Annotated in this window: 19 protein-coding genes and 5 tRNA genes; 13 read left to right on the forward strand and 11 right to left on the reverse strand. The window is 73.7% G+C overall.

Annotation, left to right across the window (positions count from 1 at the left end; translation table 11 throughout):
- Positions 1–101: 101 nt before the first annotated feature.
- From ABZ951_RS22485 to purS, 5 genes are all read right to left on the reverse strand, one after another.
- On the reverse strand, positions 102–953 hold the full coding sequence (locus tag ABZ951_RS22485; RefSeq protein WP_344093288.1) for a M23 family metallopeptidase: 852 nt from the start codon (positions 951–953) through the stop codon (positions 102–104).
- Positions 954–1,001: 48 nt separating this feature from the next.
- Positions 1,002–1,526 (reverse strand): winged helix-turn-helix domain-containing protein, encoded by a 525-nt coding sequence (locus ABZ951_RS22490; protein WP_344093290.1) that lies wholly within the window; start codon positions 1,524–1,526, stop codon positions 1,002–1,004.
- A gap of 107 nt (positions 1,527–1,633) precedes the next feature.
- Positions 1,634–3,883 carry a phosphoribosylformylglycinamidine synthase subunit PurL gene (gene purL / locus ABZ951_RS22495; protein WP_344093292.1) on the reverse strand — a complete coding sequence of 750 codons (2,250 nt, stop codon included), beginning with the start codon at positions 3,881–3,883 and terminating at the stop codon, positions 1,634–1,636.
- Complete coding sequence (gene purQ, locus ABZ951_RS22500; RefSeq protein WP_344093294.1) at positions 3,880–4,560, reverse strand: phosphoribosylformylglycinamidine synthase subunit PurQ; 681 nt, start codon at positions 4,558–4,560, stop codon at positions 3,880–3,882. The genes purL and purQ overlap by 4 nt, the downstream gene beginning before the upstream one ends.
- Positions 4,557–4,811 (reverse strand): phosphoribosylformylglycinamidine synthase subunit PurS, encoded by a 255-nt coding sequence (gene purS / locus ABZ951_RS22505; RefSeq protein WP_095579577.1) that lies wholly within the window; start codon positions 4,809–4,811, stop codon positions 4,557–4,559. The genes purQ and purS overlap by 4 nt, the downstream gene beginning before the upstream one ends.
- 304 nt (positions 4,812–5,115) lie before the next feature.
- Here purS and ABZ951_RS22510 point away from each other — a divergent pair, with 304 nt between their 5' ends.
- From ABZ951_RS22510 to ABZ951_RS22555, 10 genes are all read left to right on the forward strand, one after another.
- Complete coding sequence (locus ABZ951_RS22510) at positions 5,116–5,433, forward strand: Lsr2 family protein (RefSeq protein WP_344093300.1); 318 nt, start codon at positions 5,116–5,118, stop codon at positions 5,431–5,433.
- A gap of 91 nt (positions 5,434–5,524) precedes the next feature.
- A tRNA-Gly gene (locus ABZ951_RS22515) sits at positions 5,525–5,596 on the forward strand.
- A gap of 49 nt (positions 5,597–5,645) precedes the next feature.
- A tRNA-Gly gene (locus tag ABZ951_RS22520) sits at positions 5,646–5,717 on the forward strand.
- A gap of 49 nt (positions 5,718–5,766) precedes the next feature.
- Positions 5,767–5,838 (forward strand) — tRNA-Gly (locus ABZ951_RS22525).
- 94 nt (positions 5,839–5,932) lie between these two features.
- A tRNA-Gly gene (locus ABZ951_RS22530) sits at positions 5,933–6,005 on the forward strand.
- Between the two features lie 147 nt (positions 6,006–6,152).
- A complete protein-coding gene (locus tag ABZ951_RS22535; RefSeq protein ID WP_344093303.1) occupies positions 6,153–7,142 on the forward strand; it encodes an ABC transporter ATP-binding protein in 990 nt (329 codons plus the stop codon).
- The gene (locus tag ABZ951_RS22540) at positions 7,142–7,915 is read left to right on the forward strand and encodes an ABC transporter permease (RefSeq protein ID WP_344093305.1); all 774 of its coding nucleotides are present in this window, start codon (positions 7,142–7,144) and stop codon (positions 7,913–7,915) included. The genes ABZ951_RS22535 and ABZ951_RS22540 overlap by 1 nt, the downstream gene beginning before the upstream one ends.
- A gap of 57 nt (positions 7,916–7,972) precedes the next feature.
- The gene (locus ABZ951_RS22545; RefSeq protein ID WP_344093308.1) at positions 7,973–9,835 is read left to right on the forward strand and encodes a histidine kinase; all 1,863 of its coding nucleotides are present in this window, start codon (positions 7,973–7,975) and stop codon (positions 9,833–9,835) included.
- The gene (locus tag ABZ951_RS22550; protein WP_344093310.1) at positions 9,832–10,485 is read left to right on the forward strand and encodes a response regulator transcription factor; all 654 of its coding nucleotides are present in this window, start codon (positions 9,832–9,834) and stop codon (positions 10,483–10,485) included. The genes ABZ951_RS22545 and ABZ951_RS22550 overlap by 4 nt, the downstream gene beginning before the upstream one ends.
- Before the next feature lie 33 nt (positions 10,486–10,518).
- Positions 10,519–10,591: transfer RNA gene (locus tag ABZ951_RS22555), tRNA-Gly, on the forward strand.
- 80 nt (positions 10,592–10,671) lie between these two features.
- On the opposite strand, the gene ABZ951_RS22560 is transcribed toward ABZ951_RS22555, so the two are convergent.
- Both ABZ951_RS22560 and ABZ951_RS22565 read right to left on the reverse strand, forming a co-directional pair.
- Positions 10,672–12,078, reverse strand: a complete 1,407-nt coding sequence (locus tag ABZ951_RS22560) for a HAMP domain-containing sensor histidine kinase (RefSeq protein WP_344093312.1) — start codon at positions 12,076–12,078, stop codon at positions 10,672–10,674.
- A complete protein-coding gene (locus ABZ951_RS22565) occupies positions 12,075–12,767 on the reverse strand; it encodes a response regulator transcription factor (RefSeq protein WP_344093315.1) in 693 nt (230 codons plus the stop codon). Before ABZ951_RS22565 ends, ABZ951_RS22560 begins: the two co-directional genes overlap by 4 nt.
- Positions 12,768–13,175: 408 nt before the next feature.
- On the opposite strand from ABZ951_RS22565, the gene ABZ951_RS22570 reads away from it, so the two are divergent.
- Positions 13,176–14,354 carry a UDP-N-acetylglucosamine--N-acetylmuramyl-(pentapeptide) pyrophosphoryl-undecaprenol N-acetylglucosamine transferase gene (locus ABZ951_RS22570; protein WP_344093317.1) on the forward strand — a complete coding sequence of 393 codons (1,179 nt, stop codon included), beginning with the start codon at positions 13,176–13,178 and terminating at the stop codon, positions 14,352–14,354.
- A gap of 33 nt (positions 14,355–14,387) precedes the next feature.
- Positions 14,388–15,386: an SDR family NAD(P)-dependent oxidoreductase gene (locus ABZ951_RS22575; RefSeq protein WP_344093320.1), complete on the forward strand. Its 999-nt coding sequence runs from the start codon at positions 14,388–14,390 to the stop codon at positions 15,384–15,386.
- Positions 15,387–15,392: 6 nt separating this feature from the next.
- Here the strand turns inward: ABZ951_RS22575 and ABZ951_RS22580 are convergent, their stop codons facing one another.
- From ABZ951_RS22580 to purD, 4 genes are all read right to left on the reverse strand, one after another.
- Positions 15,393–16,292, reverse strand: a complete 900-nt coding sequence (locus ABZ951_RS22580; RefSeq protein ID WP_344093322.1) for a phosphoribosylaminoimidazolesuccinocarboxamide synthase — start codon at positions 16,290–16,292, stop codon at positions 15,393–15,395.
- Positions 16,293–16,386: 94 nt separating this feature from the next.
- Positions 16,387–17,865 (reverse strand): N,N-dimethylformamidase beta subunit family domain-containing protein, encoded by a 1,479-nt coding sequence (locus ABZ951_RS22585; RefSeq protein WP_344093324.1) that lies wholly within the window; start codon positions 17,863–17,865, stop codon positions 16,387–16,389.
- An 88-nt stretch (positions 17,866–17,953) separates the two neighbouring features.
- Entirely contained in the window at positions 17,954–19,639 is a 1,686-nt protein-coding gene (locus ABZ951_RS22590) for a hypothetical protein (RefSeq protein WP_361280540.1), read from the reverse strand.
- 362 nt (positions 19,640–20,001) lie between these two features.
- On the reverse strand, positions 20,002–21,258 hold the full coding sequence (gene purD / locus ABZ951_RS22595) for a phosphoribosylamine--glycine ligase (protein ID WP_344093345.1): 1,257 nt from the start codon (positions 21,256–21,258) through the stop codon (positions 20,002–20,004).
- Positions 21,259–21,531: 273 nt separating this feature from the next.
- On the opposite strand from purD, the gene ABZ951_RS22600 reads away from it, so the two are divergent.
- Positions 21,532–22,260, forward strand: a complete 729-nt coding sequence (locus ABZ951_RS22600; protein ID WP_344093328.1) for an SLATT domain-containing protein — start codon at positions 21,532–21,534, stop codon at positions 22,258–22,260.
- The last annotated feature ends 191 nt before the right edge of the window (positions 22,261–22,451 follow it).

Below are 22,451 nucleotides of genomic sequence, written 5' to 3' on the forward strand. Positions count from 1 at the left end.
CACCACCGCTGCGCGGCGGTGTCCTCAAACGCCGGACGGGCTGGTGCGGCTGAGCTCAGCCACTACCAGCCCGTCCTGGGGCACCTCCCGGCGGACACGGCCTAGTTCGCGGCACTGACGGCAGGCTCGCCCACCACGAAGTGCTGCCGGCTCGCCGGGACCCCGACGCCGCGCCAGGTGAAGGGAACCCCGCGCGCCGCCAGCACGTCGGGGCGGTCCATGAGCTGGAAGTGCACGTGCGGCTCGGTGGAGTTGCCGGTGTTCCCGCAGCGGGCGATCTCCTGCCCGGCGCGCACCCGGTCGCCCGCGCGGACGGTGAGCGAGCCCCTTTGCAGGTGCGCGTACATCGCGTAGGTGCCGTTGCCCAGGTCGAGGACCAGGTGGTTGCCGAGGAGCCGCCCGGGGCCGGCGATCTCCCGGAACTGTCCTTCGATCAGGATCAGGAGGAGGGCGGGGACGGAGTTGCGGGTGAAGGTGTGGTCGCGCAGCCGGTCACCGGCGTGCACGACCGTGGCGTCGGCCACCGCGAGCACCGGCTGTCCGAAGGCCGGGAAGGCGGTGCTGCGCCGGGCGAGCGGCCACCAGCCGAAGGCGGGGCGCGGGGTGTCCTCGGGGTCGGCGACGAGGTCGATGGCGTAGGTCTGCCCGTAGGCGTGGGTGCCGTGGCTGGGGGTCTTGGTGGCCGGGCTGTTGAGCGCGTACCAGCGGCCGGTCACGGGCGGGTCGACCTCGACCGGAGTGCGCGGCTCCGCCGGTGCTGCCGCGGCGGCGGCCTTGTCGGTGGCGGGTTCCGGGCGGCGGAAGCGGGCCGTGGCGGCACCGACGATCCCGCTCGACAGGCCCGGGCCGACGACCCACCAGAAGGAGATGTCGGTGATGAAGTAGTCGCAGATGAGAGCCGCCACGAAGACGACCGCGAGGGCGCGGCTCAGGGCATTCAGCAGTTTCGGCATGAACACGTTCTCTCCTGACAGGTGCGGGGTCGCCCGTGTTTGCGGGCCTCAGGGCCGGGCGGCGGTGAGCATCACCAGCAGCGGCACGACGCGGCCCGCGGGGACCTCGTAGCGCCCCCGGCCCACGGTGTGCAGCCAGCCGGCGGCGGTCAGCTGCCGCAGGTGGTGGTAGATCTGGCCGGTCGTGCCGAGGTCCGCGAGACCGGCCAGGTCCGCGGCCGTGCGGTGGCCGTCGAGGATCTCGCGGAGCAGCCGCAGCCGGACGGGCTGGCCGAGCGCGGCGAAGGCGTCGGCGGTGTCCGACCAGTCCTCGGCGAGGACGGCGTCGGTGAGCTGCCCGAACTGCCAGTCGTACTGGGCGCCGTCCGGCAGCCGCACCGCGCCCGTGAAGAGCACGCCGCCGTTCCCGGCGGCCGGTCCGGCCTCGGCGAGACGGGACTTGAACCCCTCCAGCGCCCAGAAATCACCCCCGTCCGCCGGGTCGGCCCGCTCCTCGGGCCGGGCCGGGCCCGCCGCCTCTTCCAGTGCCGCGAGGCGGCGTTCCAGCTCCGCCACGCGTTCTTCGAGCTCCATGCTTTGAACTTACGTAATTACGTAATCCCTCGCAAGGGGGTACGTGAAAAAGCCGGAGGCGGCCCGCCCCGGTGGGGTGGGCCGCCTCCGGCGGACGCGCGGGCGGCTCAGGCGAGCAGCGCCGGGATCGTGGCCTCGTGGGCCTCGCGCAGCTCGGCCAGCGGGAGCGTGAACTGCCCCTGGACGTCGATGACTTCGCCGTCGACGACACCGATGCGGGTCGCGGGCAGGCCGCGCGCGCCGCACATGTCCGTGAACCGCAGTTCCTCGCTGCGGGGCACGGCGACGACCGCCCGGCCCGCGGACTCGGAGAACAGGAACACGAAGGGGTCCAGGCCGTCGGGGACGACGATCCGGGCGCCCTTGCCGCCGCGCAGGCACGACTCGGCGAGGGCCTGGATCAGGCCGCCGTCGGAGAGGTCGTGCGCCGCGTCGACCATGCCGTCGCGCGAGGCGGCGATGAGGATCTCCGCGAGCAGCTTCTCGCGCCCGAGGTCCACGGCCGGCGGGAGCCCGCCGAGGTGGTCGTGGACCACCTGCGACCAGGCCGAACCACCCAGTTCTTCCTTGGTGTCACCCAGCAGGTAGAGCAGGTGGCCCTCGTCGGAGAAGGCCATCGGCGTCCGCCGGTTGACGTCGTCGATCACGCCGAGCACGGCGACCACGGGCGTCGGGTGGATGGCGTTCTCGCCGGTCTGGTTGTACAGCGAGACGTTGCCGCCGGTGACCGGGGTGCCCAGCTCCAGGCAGCCGTCCGCGAGGCCGCGGGTGGCCTCGGCGAACTGCCACATGACGGCCGGGTCCTCGGGCGAGCCGAAGTTCAGGCAGTTGGAGATGGCGAGCGGGCGGGCGCCGGTGGCGGCCACGTTGCGGTACGACTCCACGAGGGCCAGCTGCGCGCCCGTGTACGGGTCGAGCTTGGTATAGCGGCCGTTGCCGTCGGTGGCGATCGCGACGCCGAGGTGGGTGTCCTCGTCGATGCGGATCATGCCGGAGTCCTCCGGCTGCGCGAGGACGGTGTTGCCCTGCACGAACCGGTCGTACTGGTCGGTGATCCAGGACTTGGACGCCTGGTTCGGGGAGGCGACCACCTTCAGGACCTGCTCGCGCAGCTCCTCGCCGGTCGCCGGGCGGGGCAGCTTCGCCGCGTCGTCGGCCTGGAGGGCGTCCTGCCAGTCGGGGCGGGCGTACGGGCGCTCGTAGACCGGGCCCTCGTGGGCGACCGTGCGCGGGGGCACGTCCACGATCTGCTCGCCGTGCCAGAAGATCTCCAGCCGCTCGCCGTCGGTGACTTCACCGATGACGGTGGCGATGACGTCCCACTTCTCGCAGATCTCCATGAAGCGCTCGACCTTGCCGGGCTCCACGACCGCGCACATGCGTTCCTGCGACTCGCTCATGAGGATTTCCTCGGGCGAGAGCGAGGAGTCGCGCAGCGGCACGGTGTCCAGCTCGACGCGCATGCCGCCCGAACCGGCACTGGCCAGCTCGCTGGTGGCGCAGGAGAGGCCGGCGCCGCCGAGGTCCTGGATGCCGTCGACGAGGTCCTCGCGGAAGATCTCCAGGGTGCACTCGATGAGGAGCTTCTCCTGGAAGGGGTCGCCGACCTGGACGGCCGGGCGCTTGGCGGGCCCGGTGGAGTCGAAGGTCTCCGAGGCGAGGACGGACACGCCGCCGATGCCGTCGCCGCCGGTGCGGGCGCCGTAGAGGATGACCTTGTTGCCGGCGCCGGACGCCTTGGCGAGGTGGATGTCCTCGTGCTTCATCACACCGACGCACAGGGCGTTGACCAGCGGGTTGCCCTGGTAGCAGGCGTCGAAGACGACCTCGCCGCCGATGTTGGACAGGCCCAGGCAGTTGCCGTAGCCGCCGATGCCCGCGACGACGCCCGGCAGGACGCGCTTGGTGTCGGGGTGGTCGGCGGCGCCGAAGCGCAGCGGGTCCATCACCGCGACCGGGCGGGCGCCCATGGCGAGGATGTCGCGGACGATGCCGCCGATGCCGGTGGCGGCACCCTGGTACGGCTCGATGTACGAGGGGTGGTTGTGCGACTCGACCTTGAAGGTGACCGCGTAGCCCTGGCCGACGTCGACGACACCGGCGTTCTCGCCGATGCCGACGAGCAGCGCGTCGTTCTCGGGGACCTTCTCGCCGAACTGCCGCAGGTGGACCTTGCTGCTCTTGTACGAGCAGTGCTCGGACCACATGACGGAGTACATGGCGAGCTCGGCGCCGGTGGGGCGGCGGCCGAGGATCTCGCGGATCCGCGCGTATTCGTCCGGCTTCAGGCCGAGTTCGGCCCAGGGCTGGCCGGTGTCGGGCGTTTCGCCCGCGTGCTTGACGGTGTCGAGAGTCATGCGTTGACCAGCTTCTTCAAGATCGAGGTGAAGAATCCGAGCCCGTCCGTCCGGCCGGTGCCGACCAGCGGCTCGACGGCGTGCTCCGGGTGCGGCATGAGGCCGACGACATTGCCCGCCTCGTTGGTGATGCCGGCGATGTCCCGCAGCGAGCCGTTGGGGTTCACGTCGACGTAGCGGAACGCGACCCGGCCCTCGGCCTCCAGCATGTCCAGGGTGCGCTCGTCGGCGACGTACCGGCCGTCGATGTTCTTCAGCGGGACGGAGATCTCCTGGCCCGCTTCGTAGTCGGACGTCCAGGCGGTGTCCGCGTTCTCCACCCGCAGCTTCTGGTCGCGGCAGATGAAGTGCAGGTGGTTGTTGCGCAGCATCGCGCCGGGCAGCAGGTGGGTCTCGGTGAGCACCTGGAAGCCGTTGCAGATGCCGAGGACGGGCAGGCCCTCGCGCGCCCCCTCGACGACCTTCTCCATGACCGGCGAGAAGCGGGAAATGGCCCCCGCGCGCAGGTAGTCGCCGTAGGAGAAGCCACCGGGCAGGATCACGGCGTCGACCTGCTTGAGGTCCTTGTCGCGGTGCCACAGCGGTACGGGTTCGAGCCCGGCGATGCGGACGGCGCGGGCGGAGTCGCGGTCGTCCAGGGTGCCGGGGAAGGTGATGACTCCTACGCGAGCGGTCACTGTGCTTCTCCGTCGACCTTCACGGTGAAGTCCTCGATCACGGTGTTGGCGAGAAACGTTTCCGCCATCTCGTGGATGCGGGCGAGGGCGGCCTCGTCGACCGGGCCCTCCACCTCGAGTTCAAAGCGCTTGCCCTGACGGACGTCGGCGATCCCCTCAAAGCCCAGGCGTGGCAGCGCGCGCTGCACCGCCTGGCCCTGCGGGTCGAGGATCTCCGGCTTGAGCATGACGTCGACTACGACGCGTGCCACTGGCACTCCCGGTGGTGTGGTGCGTGAGCTGAAGCGGTGGCGCCAGCCTACAGCTCCCAAAAATCTACGCGCATAGATATGCTGGGCCTTCTGTCACGTTTACGCATCGACGCGGAAGATTTCGAGGAAAATTCCGGGAAAAACGCTCGGCCCCGATTGCCAAGGGCCACGCTGACAGAATTAACTGGGCTTCACTTCGCATTGCCTTTTGTTGTACAAATGAATAACCATTGCTCCGGAACTACCGGAACCACCACATCTCCGCAGATCACCGCGGCGATGCCTGCCGAAAGGGCCGATATTCGTGGCACAGCGCGTAGTGGTCACACTCTCCGACGACATCGACGGCGGGGAAGCCGCGGAGACGGTCACCTTCGGTCTCGACGGCAAGTCGTACGAGATCGACCTCAACACTGCCAATGCGAAGAAACTGCGGGTCGCTCTGGCGCCTTACCTGGAGGCCGGCCGCAAGCAGTCCCGCTCGGGGCGGGCCTACCGCCGCACCTCCGTCGCCGCCGACCCCTCGGCGGTCCGCGCCTGGGCCCGCTCGCACGGCATGGACGTGCCCCCGCGCGGCCGGATCCCCAAGCGGGTCTACGAGGCGTTCAACGCCGCCGAGTGACCGGAGTTGCCAAGCACCCTTGGTGATCAGCTAGAGTTTGGATCACGCCGAGGGGAACGGACGGGAAACCGGCCGGGAGCTTCGGGGTCTTGCGGGTGTAGCTCAGTAGTAGAGCGCCCCCTTTCCAAGGGGGAGGCGCAGTGTGCGATTCCTGTCACCCGCTCCGATCGTCAGCCGGTCCACACCTGTGTGGACCGGGCCTGAAGATCCACGCGGGTGTAGCTCAGTAGTAGAGCGCCCTCTTTCCAAGAGGGAGGCGCAGTGTGCGATTCCTGTCACCCGCTCCGATCGTCAGCCGGTCCACAGCTCTGTGGACCGGGCCTGAAGATCCACGCGGGTGTAGCTCAGTAGTAGAGCGCCCCCTTTCCAAGGGGGAGGCGCAGTGTGCGATTCCTGTCACCCGCTCTCATCACGTACCGGACCACGTCAGTGGATCAGGTAGAGTGATGTGCGCGCCGCCGGTGCTCCTCGATTTCGGGAAGCTCTCGGCCGGAAGCATGCGGACGTAGCTCAGTTGGTAGAGCACCACCTTGCCAAGGTGGATGTCGCGAGTTCGAGTCTCGTCGTCCGCTCAGAGAACGAAGGCCCCGGTCATCACGACCGGGGCCTTCGTCGTATCCCGTGGCATGTCCCCCCGGCTCCCGGCTGATGACATCCGTCATGTGAAGTCATGACAGCGCGCACTGCCTTCGCCGCCGGTCCGCCGACAAGCTTGAGGCATGGACATCGGGGACAGTGTGATCGACGTCACGGGGCTGCGGCGACGCTACGGGCCTTCGGGCGACAAGGGGTTCGAAGCGGTGCGGGGCGTCTCCTTCACCGTGCGGCGGGGTGAGCTGTTCGCCCTGCTGGGCACGAACGGGGCGGGCAAGACCTCCACGGTCGAGCTGCTGGAAGGCCTGGCCCGGCCGACCGGCGGGCAGGTGCGGGTGCTGGGCCACGACCCGTACACGGAACGCCGCGCGGTCCGGCCGCGGGTCGGGGTGATGCTCCAGGAGGGCGGCTTCCCCTCGGACCTCACGGTGGCGGAGACCGTCCGGATGTGGGCGGGCTGCACCACCGGTGCCCGGCCCGTCGCGGAGGCGCTCGCCCTCGTGGAGCTCTCCGACCGCAGCGGCGTGCGCGTCAAGCAGCTCTCCGGCGGGGAGCGGCGGCGGCTGGACCTCGCGCTGGCGCTGCTCGGCCGGCCCGAGGTGCTCTTCCTCGACGAGCCGACGACCGGGCTCGACCCGGAGGCGCGGCACAACACCTGGGACCTGGTGCGCCGGCTGCGGGCGGAGGGCACCACGGTGCTGCTGACCACGCACTACCTGGAGGAGGCCGAGGCGCTCGCCGACCGGCTGGCCATCATGCGCGACGGGGAGATCGTCTCCGCCGGGGCGCCCGGCGAGGTGATCGGCGCCTACCCGGCCCGGATCCGCTTCGTGATGCCGGTGGGCTGGTTCGTCGGCGACCTGCCGCCGCTCGCCGAGCTGGGGGTGACGCGGCACGAGGAGACCGACGGCCGGATCGAGCTCCAGACCCACGAGCTGCAGCGGACCCTGACCGGGCTGCTCCTCTGGGCGCGCGAGAGGGGCGTGGAGCTGGAAGGGCTGGACGCCCGGACCGCCTCGCTGGAAGAGGCGTTCCTGGCGATAGCGGGCGGACGGGGCGGCACGGACGCCGGGAGCGGCGCGCGCGTCGGCTCCGGCACGGGAAGGGGCAAGTGATGGCGACGACCATGTCCGCGGGGCCGCGGATGCTGTCGCTGGGCCGGGCGGAGCTGATTCTCCTCCGGCGCAACAAGATGGCGCTCTACATGACGCTGCTGATGCCCATGATGATGGTGTTGGTGATGCGCGAGACGGTCGGGAAGTTTCCGATCGACAAGTCCGGCATGTCGGTCAACGAGGTGTCGATGACCGGGGCGTTCGGGTTCATCCTGCTCTTCGCCGTCTACCAGAACCTCGTCAGCGCCTTCGTGGCCCGGCGCGAGGAGCTCGTCCTCAAGCGGCTGCGGACCGGGGAGGCGGGCGACGCGGAGATCCTCGCCGGTACGGCGCTGCCGTCGGTGGCCGTGGCGCTCGTCCAGTGCGTGCTGCTGCTCGTGGCGGGCGTCGCCTGGCTGGACCTGCGCTCGGTGGCCCGGCCCGAACTGGTCCTGGCCGGCCTGGTGCTGGGCGTCGTGCTGTCCGTCCTGCTGGCCGCGGTCACCACGGCCTGGGCGAAGACCGTCGAGAGCGCGCAGCTGGTGACGACCCCCCTGGTGCTCGTCTCGCTGCTGGGGTCGGGAATGCTGGCCCCGTTGGAGATCATGCCGGACCCGGTCGCGGACGTCTGCCGGCTGCTGCCGCTGACCCCGGTGATCGAGCTGGTCCGCGGCGGCTGGCTGGGCGGGATGAGCCTGCACGAGGCGCTGGGCGCCATCGGTACGGGTGTGGCCTGGACCATCGTCGCCGGGTACGCCGTGCAGCGCTGGTTCCGGTGGGAGCCTCGACGGTAGGGCCGCGGCGGTGAGCCGGGCCGGCGGCGGGTGACGGGGATGCGGGGGAGCGGGCACATGGGGATGTGGACACGGGTGCGCGGCTGGCGCGGGCGGAGCGGGGTCGCGCGGGTCGACAGCTACACGCGGTGGAGCCTGTACCTCCTGCCGTGGTTCTTCATCCTCATCGACATCCCGCCCATGCTCTCCGGCGGCGGGAACCCGTTCCTGGTGGGCGCGGTGCTGGGCTCCAGCGTCGTGCAGGCCGTGGTCAGCGTGCGGCTCGTCGACCGGACGCTGGACCACCGGCTCGGCCGGGGGCCCGCGCCCTGGCGGCGGCTCGCCTGGTGCGCGGTGCTGTACCTGGTGACCGTGGCCGGCGCGGTGGCGCTGGGCGCGGTGTCGGGGTCCGAGGCCCTCACCGGGGTGCCCTATCTGCTGATGGGCAGCGGGCTGTCCGTCCTCGGCTCGTACAGCGTGCTCGTCCGCGTCCGGCTGTACCTGCCCGTCTGCACCGGGGTCGGAGCGGTGCTGGGCGGGGCGTCGGCCCTGCTCACGCGGGAGCCGGTGCTGATCCCGGTGGCCGTGATCGTGGCCGTGGCCCTGGCCGTGTGGAACATGCTCGTCGTGCGCACCTCGGCCTGGATGCTCTCCGTCATGTGGGAGCTGGAGGCGGCCCGCGGGGCGCAGGCGCGGCTGGCCGTCGCGGAGGAGCGGCTGCGGTTCGGCCGGGACATGCACGACGTCCTGGGCCGGAACCTCGCGGTGATCGCGCTCAAGAGCGAGCTGGCCGTGCAGCTGGCGCGGCGGGGGTCGCCGGGCGCGGCGGCGGAGATGGCGGAGGTGCAGCGCGTCGCGCAGGAGTCCCAGCGGGAGGTGCGCGACGTCGTCCGCGGCTACCGCGAGGCCGACCTGCACACCGAACTGGTGGGGGCGCGGAGCGTGCTGACCGCGGCGGGCATCGACTGCCGCATCGACGACGCGGCGGGGGACGCGCTGCCGCGGCCCGTGCAGTCGGCGCTGGCCTGGGTGGTCCGGGAGGCCACCACGAACGTGCTGCGGCACGCGGACGCGGGGCGCTGTGCCTTGCGGATGCGGGTTGTGGACGGGGTGGCGGTGCTCGTCGTGGAGAACGACGGGGTGCCGGCGCTCCCCCGGGCGGAGGCCCCGGGGAGCGGCGGCTCGGGCCTGGCGGGCCTAGGCGAACGGCTCGCCGCCCTGGGCGGCACGCTGACGACGGAACGCCGGCCGCCGGCGGCGTTCCGCCTGACGGCGAGGGTGCCGCTGAGGGGGGCCGGGGCGGGGGCCCCGGCCGAAGACACCCGGCCCGGCCCGGGCCGATCGGGGGACGGTCCGGGCCGGGTGGGGGACGGTCCGGGCCGGGTGGGAGCCGACGAGGTCTTGACGGTGGCCGCCGGGGGCGAGGCGGGGAGCACCGACGGCGGTGCTGTGACCGGGAGGCCGGGCGAGTCGGGGGCTGCCGAAGTCATCGCGGCGACCGCCGAAGGCGAAGCGGGGTCCGTCGGGCGCGGCAGCGGTGTGAGCGCCGGCCCGGGCGGGGCGGGGGTCGGCGGGACTTCGGCGGCGATCGTCGCGGGTGAGCCCGTGGCCGTCGGCGGCAACGTTGCCGGTACGGGCAGCGACCCGGGCACGGAAGCCGCAGGCAGCACACGCCGAAGTGTGGGGGCCGACGCCCCGGCCGGAGTCGGCGCGGCTGCCGTCGGCGGCGCGGCTGCCGTCGGCGGCGCGGCTGCCGTCGGCAGGACTGGCGGCACCGGGGCCGACCCCGGCAGGGCAGCCCTCTCCGGAGGCGACGGCAGGCCCCCCGCAGGCCGGCCGCCGCGCAGCGGGATCATGGACGGTGGCGGCCCGGCACGGGTGGAGCCGCTCGGGGATCGGGAACGACTGGCTTCGCGTGGAGCCGCGAAGGACGGGGCATGACAGCCGAGCACCAGCACCTCGACGACGCGGCCACCGCTCCCCCGCCCATCCGCGTCATGCTCGCCGACGACGAGCACCTGATCCGTGGCGCGCTCGCCGCGCTGCTCGGGCTGGAGGACGACCTGCTCGTCGTCGCCGAGGCCGCCTCGGGGCCCGAGGCGCTCGCCGTGGCGCGGGCGCACCGGCCGGACGTCGCCGTCCTGGACCTCCAAATGCCCGGGGCGGACGGTGTGATGGTGGCCACAGCGCTGCGCGCCGAGCTGCCCGCCTGCCGCACCATGATCGTGACGGGGCACGGCCGGCCCGGGCACCTGAAGCGCGCGCTGGAGGCCGGGGTGCGCGGATTCGTGCCCAAGACCGTCTCCGCGCAGCGGCTCGCCGAGATCATCCGCACGGTGCACGGCGGAAGCCGCTACGTGGACCCGGAGTTGGCGGCCGACGCGATCAGCGCCGGGGACTCCCCGCTGACCGCCCGGGAGGCGGAGCTGCTGGAGCTGGCCGAGGCCGGCGCCCCCATAGCGGAGATCGCGGAGCGCGCCTCGCTGACGCCGGGAACGGTCCGCAACTACCTCTCGGCGGCGGTGGCGAAGCTGGGCGCGGAGAACCGTCACTCGGCAGCGCGCATCGCACGCGCTCAGGGTTGGCTATAGTGGTGTCCGCACCGCACGAGAGCGCGGAGCGATGCGGACGTAGCTCAGTTGGTAGAGCACCACCTTGCCAAGGTGGATGTCGCGAGTTCGAGTCTCGTCGTCCGCTCAGAGAACGAAGGCCCCGGTCATCACGACCGGGGCCTTCGTCGTGTCCGGAGGTTGTCCAAAGGTCGTGTCCGGAGCCGCTCAGTCCTGCGGGAAGCTCAGGCGGAAGCGGGCGCCGCCGGTCTCCGCCCGCTCCGCGGTCAGCTCCGCGCCGTGGGCGCGGGCGATCTGGCGGGCCATGGCGAGCCCGAGCCCGGAGCCGGGGAGGGCGCGGGCCTGGCGGGAGCGGTAGAAGCGGTCGAAGACGTAGGGCAGGTCCTCGGCCGCGATGCCGGGGCCGTGGTCGCGGACGGTCAGGTCGAGGCCGCGGTCCGTGCGCTCCAGGCGCACCTCGACCATGGCGCCGGGCGGGCTGAACTTGGCGGCGTTGTCGAGCAGGTTGGACAGCAGCCGCGCGAGGCGGGCGGGAACGCCGGGGACGGTGAGGTCTCCGGGCGGTCCGAGGTCGGTGGTGAAGAGAGTGTTCGGCCAGTGGCCGCGGGCATCGGTGACGCACCGGCCGGCCAGCAGGTCGAGGCGGACCTGCTCCACGAACTGCTGCGGCTCCTCGTCCCGGGCGAGCTCGATGAGGTCGTTGACCAGGCCCGTGACTTCCCGGAGCTGGCGGCCGAGGGCCGCGGAGGCCCGCTCGCGCTGGGCGGGCGTCAGCCGTTCGGCGCGGGCCAGGAGCTCGGCGTTGGTGCGGAGCGCGGTCAGCGGGGTGCGCAGCTCGTGGGAGGCGTCGGCGACGAGGCGCCGCTGGGCGGCGACGGCCTCCTCCAGCTCGCCGAGCATCGTGTTGAAGCTGGCCGCGAGGCTGGTGATCTCGTCCTGGCGGCGGGCACCTCCGTTCTCGTAGTGGGGCATCTCGATGCGGTGGGCGGGGTCGCGGGTGGCGGCGATGCGTTCGGCGGTGGCCGTGAGCCGGGTCACCGGGCGCAGGGACGTCCGGGAGGTGAAGTAGCCGAGGCCCGCCGCGAGGAGGACCCCGGCGCCGCCGACGGCGCCGAGGAGCAGGCCCGCCTGGCGCACGCCCTGGTCGACGGTGTCCGAGCGGGCCGCCACCTGTAGGGCCCGGCCGTCCCGCAGGTGCATGGTGAACATCCGCATGGGCCGGCCGTCGAGGACGATGTCGCTGGAGAACTCGCCGAGCGTGCCCGCCGCGACCCGGCGGGTGGCACCGGTGACGGGCAGCACCAGGCCCTTCTGCCCCGGCGCTGCGGGGTCGGCGCGGACGATCTGCGCGCACGCGGGCGCGGCGAGCCAGTTGCACTCGCCGTACAGGACGCCGGTCTGGCCGCGGCTCTGCTGGTTCATGATCTTGGCCTGCTGCTTGAGCTGGAGGTCGAGCTGCCGGACGAGTTCATAGCGGATGACGACGTAGGCGGCGGCGAGGACGCCGATCGCCACGACGGCGACGGCCGCGGAGGTGACGAGCGCCAGCCGGGCCCGCAGGGTCCTGCGGCCGAGGAGGCGGCGGCGCAGCGCGGCCGCCCGGGCGGCGCTCACCGTTCCGCCAGGCGGTAGCCGATGCCGTGCACCGTGTGGACGAGGCGGGGCGCGCCGCCCGCCTCCAGCTTGCGCCGCAGGTAGCCGATGTAGACAGCCAGGGAATTGGAGTCCGGGCCGAAGTCGGTGCCCCAGACCTGCTCCTGGATCACCTCGCGGGGCAGCACCTGCCCCGGGTGCCGCAGCAACACCTCCAGCAGGGCGAACTCGGTGCGGGTGAACTCCAGCGGGGCCCCGGCGCGCACCCCGGTGCGGGTCACCGTGTCGACGGTGAGGTCGCCGAACGTCAGCTCGGTGGGTTCCTCGGCGGGCTCCGCGGGGGCCGCCCGGCGCAGGAGGGCGCGCAGCCGGGCGAGGAGCTCGTCCAGCGCGAAGGGTTTGACGAGGTAGTCGTCGGCGCCCGCGTCCAGGCCCGCGACCCGGTCGGCGACGGCGTCGCGCGCGGTGAGCACGAGGACGGGCGTGCGGTCGCCGAGGCCGCGCAGCCGGCGGCAGACGGCGAGGCCGTCGAGCACGGGCATGGCGAGGTCGAGGACGATCGCGGCGGGCGGATCGGCGGCGACGCAGGAGAGAGCTTCGAGGCCGTCGGCGGCGGACCGTACCGCGTACCCCTCGACGCACAGTCCGTCGACGACGGCGGCCCGCACTTCGGGGTCGTCGTCGACGACGAGGACGGTCGGCTCGGCCATGGCGCCTCCGGCGGGGTGCGGTCGTGACGGCCCAGCCTGTCAGAGCGACTCTGAGACGCCTCTTAAGGCCGGTCCGGCGGGGCCTTCGGCCTGCGCCGGTGCCGCCTGCGGGCCTGTCGGTGCCGCCTGCGGCGGCGGGCGCCCTGCGGGCGTGTGCTCAAGCTCCCCCGGCTACCTCCCCCAGCTACCGCTGGGGGTGCCCCCAGGAGGTGCCCCCGGACGGGCTGGAAGACACGCCCTGGGCGCGCCACTCCGGCGAAAGCCACGCGCCGCGGCCCGGACCGCCCCGGGCGGCGCCCGACGCGCCCCCGGCGGCGACGACCGGGGCGCCCCCGGCCCGGCCACCCCGCCGGTGCCGTCGGCGTCCGTCTTAGATCGCTCTTAGAGCACCCCGCCACGCTGCGGGCCATGGCAGTGACTTCTTCAGCACACGACACCCTTTCGGTGGTCGTCGGCGCGGGTGGTACCGGCGGCCATATCTATCCCGGGCTGGCGGTCGCGGACGCGCTCCGGCGGGCCGTGCCGGACGCGGTGATCAGCTTCATCGGGACCGAGCGCGGTCTGGAGACGCGGCTGATCCCCGAGGCCGGGTACCGGCTGCACACGGTCGACATGATCCCCTTCGACCCCTCGCTCGGCTCGCGGCGCTTCCTGCTCCCCGCCGATCTGCTGCGGTCCGGCATGCAGGCGCGGCGGGTGATCGAGGAGCAGGGGGCCCAGGTCGTCGTCGGCATGGGCGGCTACCCGAGCGCGCCCGCCGTGCTCGGGGCACGCCTGGCCGGGCGGCCCTCGCTCGTCCACGAGTCCAACGCGGTGCCCGGCCGCGCGAACCGGTTCGCGACCGCCCTGACGCCGCACGTGGCACTCGCCTTCGAGCGCAGCCGCGAGCACCTGGCGGCGCGGGCCGGGGCGCGGGCCGAGACCGTGGGGATGCCGCTGGCCGGGGCGGTCGCGGAGCTGGACCCGCTGTCCCGGGCGGCGCTCCGGCAGGAGGCGCGGCGGTCCTTCGGGGTGCCGGAGGGGGCCCGCGTCGTGCTGTTCAACGGCGGGAGCCTGGGCGCGGCGCGGCTGACGGAGGCGGCGCAGCAGCTCGCCGAGCGGTGGCGGGGGCGCCCGGACGTGCATCTGGTGATCAAGACCGGTCCGGCGGCGCTGGGCGCGGTGCGGGCCCGGCTGTCCGCCGGTGGCTGCGACCGCGTCGCCACGGCCGTCGGCTACCTGGACCGGATGGACCTCGCCTACGCGGCCGCCGACGTGGTGGTGTGCCGGGCCGGTTCGGCGACGGTCGCGGAGCTGGCGACCGTCCGGATGCCGGCGGTGCTCGTCCCGTACCCGCACGCGCCCCACGACCACCAGACGCACAACGCCCGGGTGCTCTCCGACCCGGGCGCCGGGCTGCTGCTGCCCGACGAGCAGACGACCGGGGACCGGCTCGCCGGGCTGCTCGAACCGCTGCTCGCCGAGCCGGCCCGGCTGGCGGCGATGTCCGCCGCCGCGGACCCGGGCACGCACGCCCGTGCCGCCGACCTGATGGCGTCGTGGGTGCTGCGGCTGGCGGGGCGCGCCCGCTCCCGCGTCGCGGCCTGACCACCGATCCCCCCTTCCCGAGAGGACTCCCCCATGCTCAACTCCACCTGGCACGGCCGTACCGTCCTGGTCACCGGCGCCGAGGGATTCATCGGCTCGACGCTCGTGGACCTGCTGGTCGAGCGCGGCGCCCGCGTCCGTGTGCTCGTCCACTACAAGCCGTACGCCGAACGCGGCTACCTGGCCCGCTACTTCGGCCCGGACTCCCCCGTAGAGGTGCTCGCCGGTGACGTCCGGGACGCCGGCCGCGTCATGGACGCGGTCGCCGGGTGCGACACCGTCTTCCACCTGGCAGCGCTGATCGGCATCCCGTACAGCTACGCCTCGCCCGAGGCGTACGTGCAGACCAATGTGGCCGGTACGGAGAACGTCGCCGCGGCCTGCCGCCGCCACGGCGTGCGGCGCATGGTGCACACCTCGACCAGCGAGGTGTACGGGACGGCGCTGACCGCCCCGATCAGCGAGGACCACCCGCTGCAGCCGCAGTCGCCGTACTCCGCCTCGAAGATCGGCGCGGACATGCTGGCGCTGTCCTACGCGCACTCCTTCGAGCTGCCGGTGACGGTCGTCCGGCCCTTCAACACTTACGGGCCGCGGCAGTCGGCGCGCGCCGTGATCCCCACGATCCTCGCGCAGCTGCACTCCGGGGCCGAGGAGATCCGGCTCGGCTCGACCTCGCCGACCCGTGACTTCACTTACGTCACGGACACCGCCGAGGGCTTCCTGGCGCTCGCCGACTGCGACCGGGCCGTCGGGCACGCCGTCAACCTGGGCACCGGCCGGGAGATCTCCGTCGGCGATCTCGCGCAGTCGCTGATCCGGGCGTCCGGCCGGGACGCGAAGGTCGTCGTGGACCCCTCCCGGCTGCGGCCCGCGGGCAGCGAGGTGGAGCGGCTGCTGTCGGACAACACCCGGGCCCGGGAGTGGGCCGGGTGGCGGCCGGCGGTCGAGCTGGAGGACGGGCTGGCCCGGACCTCGGAGTGGGTCCGGGACCACCTGCACCTCTTCGCGGCGGACCGCTACCAGGTGTGAGGGCCGCTACGACCAGCTCATGCCCGTGAGCCGCTCGTACGCCTCGATGTACTTCGCCCGCGTCCGCTCGACGACCTCGGCGGGCAGCTCCGGCGGCGGGAGTTCGCCGTCGCGGTCCCAGGCGGCGGCCGGGGAGCGCAGCCAGTCGCGGACGAACTGCTTGTCGAAGGAGGGCTGCGGGCGGCCCGGCTCCCACTGGTCGACGGGCCAGAAGCGCGAGGAGTCGGGGGTCAGCACCTCGTCGGCGAGGACCAGCTCGCCGTCGGCGAAGCCGAACTCGAACTTGGTGTCGGCGAGGAGGATGCCCCGGTCGCGGGCGATGTCCCGGGCCCGGCCGTAGACGGCGAGGGTGGTCTGGCGGAGCCGGGCGGCGACGTCCGCGCCCACCTGCCGGGCCACCTCCTCGTAGGCGACGTTCTCGTCGTGCTCGCCGACCGCGGCCTTGGTGGCCGGGGTGAAGATCGGGGAGGGCAGCTCGGAGCCGTCGGACAGGCCCTCGGGGAGGGCGAGGCCGCAGACGGTGCGGGTCTGCTCGTACTCGGCCAGGCCGGAGCCCGTCAGGTAGCCGCGGGCCACGCACTCCACCGGGACCATCTCCAGGGGCCGGCAGACCAGGGTGCGGCCCGCCCAGTCGGCGGGGGCCCCGGCGGGCAGCTCGGAGGAGATGACGTGGTGCGGCACGAGGTCGGTGAGGCGCTCGAACCACCACAGGGACAGCTGGGTGAGGACCCGGCCCTTGTCGGGGATCTCCGTGGGCAGCACCCAGTCGTAGGCCGACATGCGGTCGGAGGCGACCATCACGAGCCGGCCGTCCGCGTCCTGGTAGAGATCGCGGACCTTGCCCGTGTGCAGGTGCACTAGACCGGGCACCTCGACCGGTTCGGGCTTCTCTACGAATCCGGACACGCGTCCTCCTGGTGGTTTGTCCAAGCACCACGATTCTGCCGTACGAGGGCGCGGCGGGCTCCGGGAGGGCCCCGGAAAAGCCGCCGCGACCCGCTCAGCACCGTTTGCAGATGCGATCGAGAAGGTTGGCGGTGGCCCGCTGGACCCGGGTGTCCACATGGTCGGGCCGGTCCAGGGCCGGCGTCCAGGCGAAGGTGCCGGCCGCGAAGACCAGGGCGCCGCTGGGCGCCCGGTAGAGCGAGGTCTCCTGGTGGCGCCGGGTGCCGTCGCCGTCCTCGTACGGGGAGTGGGCCAGCAGGATGCGGCGGGTGTGCTCGGGCAGGGCCGTCCGGGGGTAGTAGCGGTCGGCCTCGCCCGCGACCAGGCCCGGCAGCTCGTCGCCCTCGCCCGCGCCGGTGGCGTCCCACAGCCAGTGCCCGGCATTGCGGACGATCATGGGGGCGGGCTTCGGCACTCGGCCCGCGTACTGGATGCCCAGCAGCTGCTGCTCGGCGGGCGAGACGTCGCGCCACAGGGCCGAGCGCCCCGGGCCGCGGCGCTTGCGGCAGCTCAGCAGGTGGTCCGGGCCGGCCGGCGAGGGGGCCAGCTCGCACTGCCAGTACATGGTGTTGGCCGACAGGAACACCAGCGACGTGCCCGCGTCGCGGGCCAGCTCCGCCGAGCGGCGCATGCCCGCCGACCAGTACTCGTCGTGGCCGGGGAAGACCAGGCCCCGGTAGCGGGAGGGGTCGACGCGGCCCGCGTGCAGATCGCGGGTGTCGGCGTAGGCGAGGTCGTAGCCGTACCGCTCGGCCCAGCGGATGAAGTCGTAGGAGTGGCCCACGTGCAGCGGCAGGCCCGCGCCCGCGAAGGGGCGGTCGAAGGAGACGGTGGTGGCCGCCTCGTCCTCCCCCAGGAGCCGGCCCTCCTCGTCCCAGGCGTGGTAGAAGCTCGCGCCCGTGCGGCCGTCCTCGGGGTAGAGGTTGTACGCCTGCCAGGTGACGTCGGGCAGGACGAGCAGCAGATCGGCGGGGTGGGTGTCGCGGACGAGGAAGGGGATGTGGCTGCGGTAGCCGTCGGCGGTGGTCAGGACGGCCACATAGGCGCCCAGGCTCCAGTAGCTGGGGATCTGCAGCCGCCAGGAGAGCCACCAGTGGTGGCAGGAGACCGTGCGGCCGACGGTCAGCGGGGCGGGCTGGACGATGCCGGACAGCCGGGGGCTGGTGGTCATCTTCGCGGCGCCGTCGCCCGCGTAGTGGCCGATGCGGTAGATGTCCACGCCGAACTGCTGCGGCGGGTCCACGGTGATGCGGAAATCTATCGCCTCGCCGGGGGCGACGGCGCTGTCGGACGCGAAGCCCTTGATCTGCCGGTGGACGTCGTCGGCGGTGCGGGGGCCGGCGGTGCGCGGCGCCGGGAGGCGGGCCCCGGCCCGCTCCGCGGCGGGGTCGACGTACCAGGGGACCATGCGGCCGGTGCCGTCGAAGTAGGACTCGCTGCCGCGCAGCCAGGGCAGCGGGCCCTGGCCGAAGGGGTCCGAGACGCCGTGCGCGAGCGCACCCGACTCCCAGCGGCGGTTTTGGTCCATCCCCATTGCGCTCCCTCCCCTAGGCCCCCGACGCGTGCTCTTCTCGGTTCGCTGACGGCCCGGCGGCGCGGTGTTCCGCGCGGCCCGCACCGCCTCACACCAGGCGGACCGGCTTCTCGGGGCGGACCCCGACCTCGCCCAGCCAGACCCGCAGCGGCTCGCCGTCGCCGTCCTCGATCAGGCTCAGGACGGTGCGGGCCAGATCGGCGCGGCGGGCCCCGCCGATGAGCAGGGCCGGCCCGTCGAGCCAGTCCAGGCCGGGGGCGGCCCCGGCGGTGTCCACGGCCGCGCAGCAGACCATGGCCGTCACGTGGTCGGTGAGCAGCTCCCGGCCGCTGCGGGGCGGCTGCAGGGGGAACAGCGGGGCGAGCCCGTCGACCCGGGGGTCGCCGGCCGCGCCGAAGGCGCCGCGCCGGGCGGCGAGCTCCTCGCGGGCCGCCTCCCGGGCGACCTCGGCGCTCAGCCGCACTTCCAGGGCCTCGGCGACGCCGCTGCCCGCCGGGCCGGCGAGGCGGGCGAGGACCCGGGCCACGGTGGGCGCGGCGGCGAACGCCCCGGGCGGGAGGTCACCGGGGGTGGCGCCGTGCGCCGGGACGGGCTCGGGGACGGCGCCCGGGATGGTGACGGGCACCGCGCCGGGCACGGGCTCGGGGATGTCGTCCAGGACGCGGTGCAGGCGGGCGGCCTCCAGCCGCCACTTGCGGTCCACGACCTCCTCCGGGTACTCGCTCCAGGCGACCGGGGACCAGTCGGGCCCGGTCTCGGCGGAGCCGCCGTGGAAGAGCCGGGCGGCCAGCAGGGAGGCGGCCTCGTCGATCGCGCCGGGCTCTTCCAGCAGATCGCAGGCGGGGCGCTCGCCCAGCCGGGTCGTGAAGCCCTCCGCGAGGCGGTCGCGGCGGGAGAGCTCGGTGAGGGCGGAGACGACTCCGGCGTCCAGCCGGGAGGGCCAGCGGCCCATGCGCCAGGCGGGCAGCGCCACGCGGTTCAGCAGGCGGTCCCAGCCGGCGTAGGCGAGGCCGACCTGCTCCTGGGCGACGATCCGCAGGCCGTAATCGACGCCCTGGGCGCGCTCGGAGGCGGCCGCGGCCACCCCGCGCTCCATCTCCGCGGCGTGGTCGCGGCAGGAGTGCAGCAGCAGGCGGGCGACGACGCCGACGAAAGCCAGGGCCGGCCGCCCCGCGGCGACGGCCACGGCGGCGTCCAGCCCTCGGACGAAGCGGCGGGCCGCCGCTATGTCGGGGTGGGCGGACGGGCCGGTGCCGGCGACGACCGGGGCGAGGAGGGCCCGCAGCTCGGCGACGCGCATCCACCACAGGAACGGCGAGCCGATCACCAGGACCGGCGCGGCCCCGGTGCGCCGCAGCCGGCGCCGGGCGCCCAGCGGGGAGCGGTGCGCGGGGTGGGTGCGGTCCTCAAGCCAGCTGTCGCAGTCGGGGGTCAGGGCCATCGCGGAGGGCGGCGGGACGTCCAGCCGCTCGGCGAGGTCGCGCACGAGGCGGTAGAGGTCGGGGGCCGTCTCCTCGGGGATCGGGACGGTGGGGCTCAGGGCGGGCCGGGCCCGGACGACGACGGCGGTGACGGCCGCCGCGAGCGCCAGGGCGAGGACCGCGGCGCCGGTGACGGCCCAGCGGGCGGTGTCCCAGCCGCCGCCGCCCGGGATGCGCCCCATGGCGATGCCCGACAGCAGGACGACCGCCGCTGCCGCGGGCAGCAGGGCGACGGCCAGCGCGGTGCTGCGGACGCGCAGCACCGCGAGGGCTTGGGAGCGTGCGACGCGCACGCCTGCTTCCGGACCTGCCACGAGACCGATCACCCCCTGTTGCCAGTGTGTGCTCTGCCGAGGAGTGCGACAGCGGAGGCAGCGCGCTCGCGTTGCCTTCCCCCCACTGTGGCACCGGGCTCTGACATCGCAATGCCGGTGGGCCAGTTGCCGGATGCGCGGCAGTCGGCTTGCGCCGCACCCTAGTTGGGGGTGGGGCGCGCGTCAGCAAGTTGGCCCACCGGTCACTCGATGGAATGGCTTTGGGTAAAGGCTGCCCCGGAAAGGGGCCGTTCACTGCTCTCCGGCCGGACACACGACCGGCCCGTACTCGCGAGTACGGGCCGGTCCGGGAAGGCGTGCAGGTCAGGCCCCTCGGCCGGTCAGCTCGCGGAAGCCGCGGCCCGCGCCGCGATGTCCGTGCGGTGGTGCGAGCCGGCCAGGCGGACGCGGGCGACGCCCTCGTACGCGCGGTCGCGGGCCGTGGCGAGGTCGGGGCCGGTCGCCGTGACGGACAGCACCCGGCCGCCGGCGCTGACGACGCGGCCCTCGCCGTCGTGGGCGGTGCCCGCGTGCAGGACGTACGCCTCCTCCGGCGCGCCCGGGCCCTCGGGAAGGCCCTCGATCACATCGCCGGTGCGCGGGGTACCGGGGTAGTTGTGCGAGGCGATGACGACCGTGACGGCGGCGCCGTCGCTCCAGCGCAGCGGCGGCACGGAGGCCAGGGTGCCCTTGGCGGCGGCGAGCAGCAGCCCGCCCAGGGGCGTCTTGAGACGGGCCAGGACGACCTGCGTCTCGGGGTCGCCGAAGCGGGCGTTGAACTCGATGACCCGCACGCCGCGCGAGGTGATCGCGAGCCCGGCGTAGAGCAGGCCGGAGAAGGGCGTGCCCCGGCGGCGCAGCTCGTCGACGGTGGGCTGCAGGACGCTCTCCTGCACCTCCTGCACCAGCTTGGGGTCGGCCCACGGCAGCGGGGAGTAGGCGCCCATGCCGCCGGTGTTCGGGCCCTCGTCGCCGTCGAGGGCCCGCTTGAAGTCCTGGGCCGGCTGGAGCGGGAGGACCGTTTCGCCGTCGGTGATCGCGAAGAGGGAGACCTCGGGGCCGTCCAGGAACTCCTCGATGACCACGCGGCCGCAGGCCAGGGCGTGCTCGCGGGCGGTGGCGAGATCGGGGGTGACGACGACGCCCTTGCCTGCGGCCAGCCCGTCGTCCTTGACGACGTAGGGGGCGCCGAAGGCGTCGAGCGCCTCGTCGATCTCGGCGGGGGTGGTGCAGACGTAGGCGCGGGCGGTGGGGACGTTCGCGGCGGCCATGACGTCCTTGGCGAACGCCTTGGACCCCTCCAGCTCCGCGGCCTCCGCCGACGGGCCGAAGACGGGGATGCCGCGCTCGCGGACGGCGTCGGCGACGCCCGCGACGAGCGGGGCCTCCGGGCCGACGACCACGAGATCGGCCCCCAGCGACACGGCCAGCGCGGTGACGGCGGTGCCGTCGAGGGCGTCGACCGGGTGCACCTCGGCGACCTCGGCGATCCCCGCGTTGCCGGGGGCGCAGTACAGGGCGGTGACGTCGGGATCGAGGGACAGTGAGCGGCACAGGGCGTGTTCGCGGGCGCCGCCGCCGATGACGAGGACCTTCACACCGGTCACCCTATGGCCTCGTCGACAGATCGATTCCCGCGGACCGCGCGGTGGGCGCCGTAACGTCACTGCACGTCACTGTTTCCGGCCTCCGACCCCCGTGCGCGGCAACGGCCCCCATCCGGCGGGCACTCTTTCGAGTGACTGCGAAAGGAGCCCTATACCGGATTCCGCTGCGCTTACGGGCGGAAAACCGCGGATCTTGTGTCCAAGACCGACCGTTCGGCGGTAGGAAGGTGGCTCGCGATCCGCAGCGGCAGAGGGAGTGCACGGGTGAGCCAGCCGGAGATGCAGCCCGAGGGGCTCCCCCGCGAGCAGGGCGGGAGGCACCGAGGCGACCTGCGCGCCCGTACGTTCCCGCTCGGTGACTGGGGGGAACCCGCGGAGCGTCTCGATGAGCTGTACCGATGGGTGGAGAACGGCGCGCTGTATTTGGTCGACTGGTATCTCGCGGACCGCGCCTGGAAGCGGCGCTGGGCCCGGGCGCTGCGCATCGGGGCGGCGGTGTGCGCCGTCGTGGGCGCCGCGCTGCCGCTGCTGCAGTTGACGAACGTGGTGGGCACCGGGTCCGCGTGGGGGTTCCTGGTGCTGCTCGGGGCGGTGGCCTGTGTGGCCTGTGACCGGTATTTCGGGCTGACCTCGGGCTGGATGAGGGCGGTCGCGACGGCGCAGGCCGTGCAGCGGCGGCTGGAGGCGCTCCAGTTCGACTGGGCGTCGGAGTGTGTCCGTGAGGTCCTCGGCCCGACGGAGGGCACGGCCAGCGAGGCGGCGGAGCGGTGCCTGAGCGTGCTGCGCCGCTTCTCCGAGGACGTCTCCGAGCTCGTCCGGGCGGAGACGGCCGACTGGATGGTGGAGTTCCGGGCGGGGCCCACGCCGCTGGTGACGCAGTCGCTGGTGTCCTGGGGTCCCCGCGGGGAGGGCGGCGGCCCGCTGCCGCGCTTCCTGCCGCCGGGCACCCGGCCCAACATGCCGCGGCAGCGTCCGCCGGAGCCGCCTCGCTAGCCGCTCGGGCTTACCGTTGCCGCCTGCGGCGGCGAGCGCCCTGCGCTGACGCTGCCGCTTACCGGCCGGAGCGTATCCGGTAGGTCTTCGGCTGCGGGCCGTCGTTGCCGCCTGCGGCGGCGAGCGCCCTGCGGGCGCGTCCTCAAGCGCCGGACGGGCTGGTTAGTGGCTGAGCTCAGCCACTAACCAGC

This window comes from Streptomyces sp. NPDC046215, assembly GCF_040646215.1.
GTDB classification, from domain to species: Bacteria; Actinomycetota; Actinomycetes; order Streptomycetales; family Streptomycetaceae; genus Streptomyces; species Streptomyces stramineus.

Excerpts from the sequence above, each read along its gene's own strand:
- ABZ951_RS22535 (WP_344093303.1), top strand. The coding sequence starts at position 6,153 with ATGGACATCGGGGACAGTGTGATCGACGTCACGGGGCTGCGGCGACGC.
- ABZ951_RS22485 (WP_344093288.1), bottom strand. The coding sequence starts at position 953 with ATGCCGAAACTGCTGAATGCCCTGAGCCGCGCCCTCGCGGTCGTCTTC.
- purL (WP_344093292.1), bottom strand. The coding sequence starts at position 3,883 with ATGACTCTCGACACCGTCAAGCACGCGGGCGAAACGCCCGACACCGGC.
- ABZ951_RS22490 (WP_344093290.1), bottom strand. The coding sequence starts at position 1,526 with ATGGAGCTCGAAGAACGCGTGGCGGAGCTGGAACGCCGCCTCGCGGCA.
- ABZ951_RS22565 (WP_344093315.1), bottom strand. The coding sequence starts at position 12,767 with ATGGCCGAGCCGACCGTCCTCGTCGTCGACGACGACCCCGAAGTGCGG.
- ABZ951_RS22540 (WP_344093305.1), top strand. The coding sequence starts at position 7,142 with ATGGCGACGACCATGTCCGCGGGGCCGCGGATGCTGTCGCTGGGCCGG.
- ABZ951_RS22585 (WP_344093324.1), bottom strand. The coding sequence starts at position 17,865 with ATGGGGATGGACCAAAACCGCCGCTGGGAGTCGGGTGCGCTCGCGCAC.
- ABZ951_RS22545 (WP_344093308.1), top strand. The coding sequence starts at position 7,973 with ATGGGGATGTGGACACGGGTGCGCGGCTGGCGCGGGCGGAGCGGGGTC.
- ABZ951_RS22575 (WP_344093320.1), top strand. The coding sequence starts at position 14,388 with ATGCTCAACTCCACCTGGCACGGCCGTACCGTCCTGGTCACCGGCGCC.
- ABZ951_RS22570 (WP_344093317.1), top strand. The coding sequence starts at position 13,176 with ATGGCAGTGACTTCTTCAGCACACGACACCCTTTCGGTGGTCGTCGGC.
- ABZ951_RS22550 (WP_344093310.1), top strand. The coding sequence starts at position 9,832 with ATGACAGCCGAGCACCAGCACCTCGACGACGCGGCCACCGCTCCCCCG.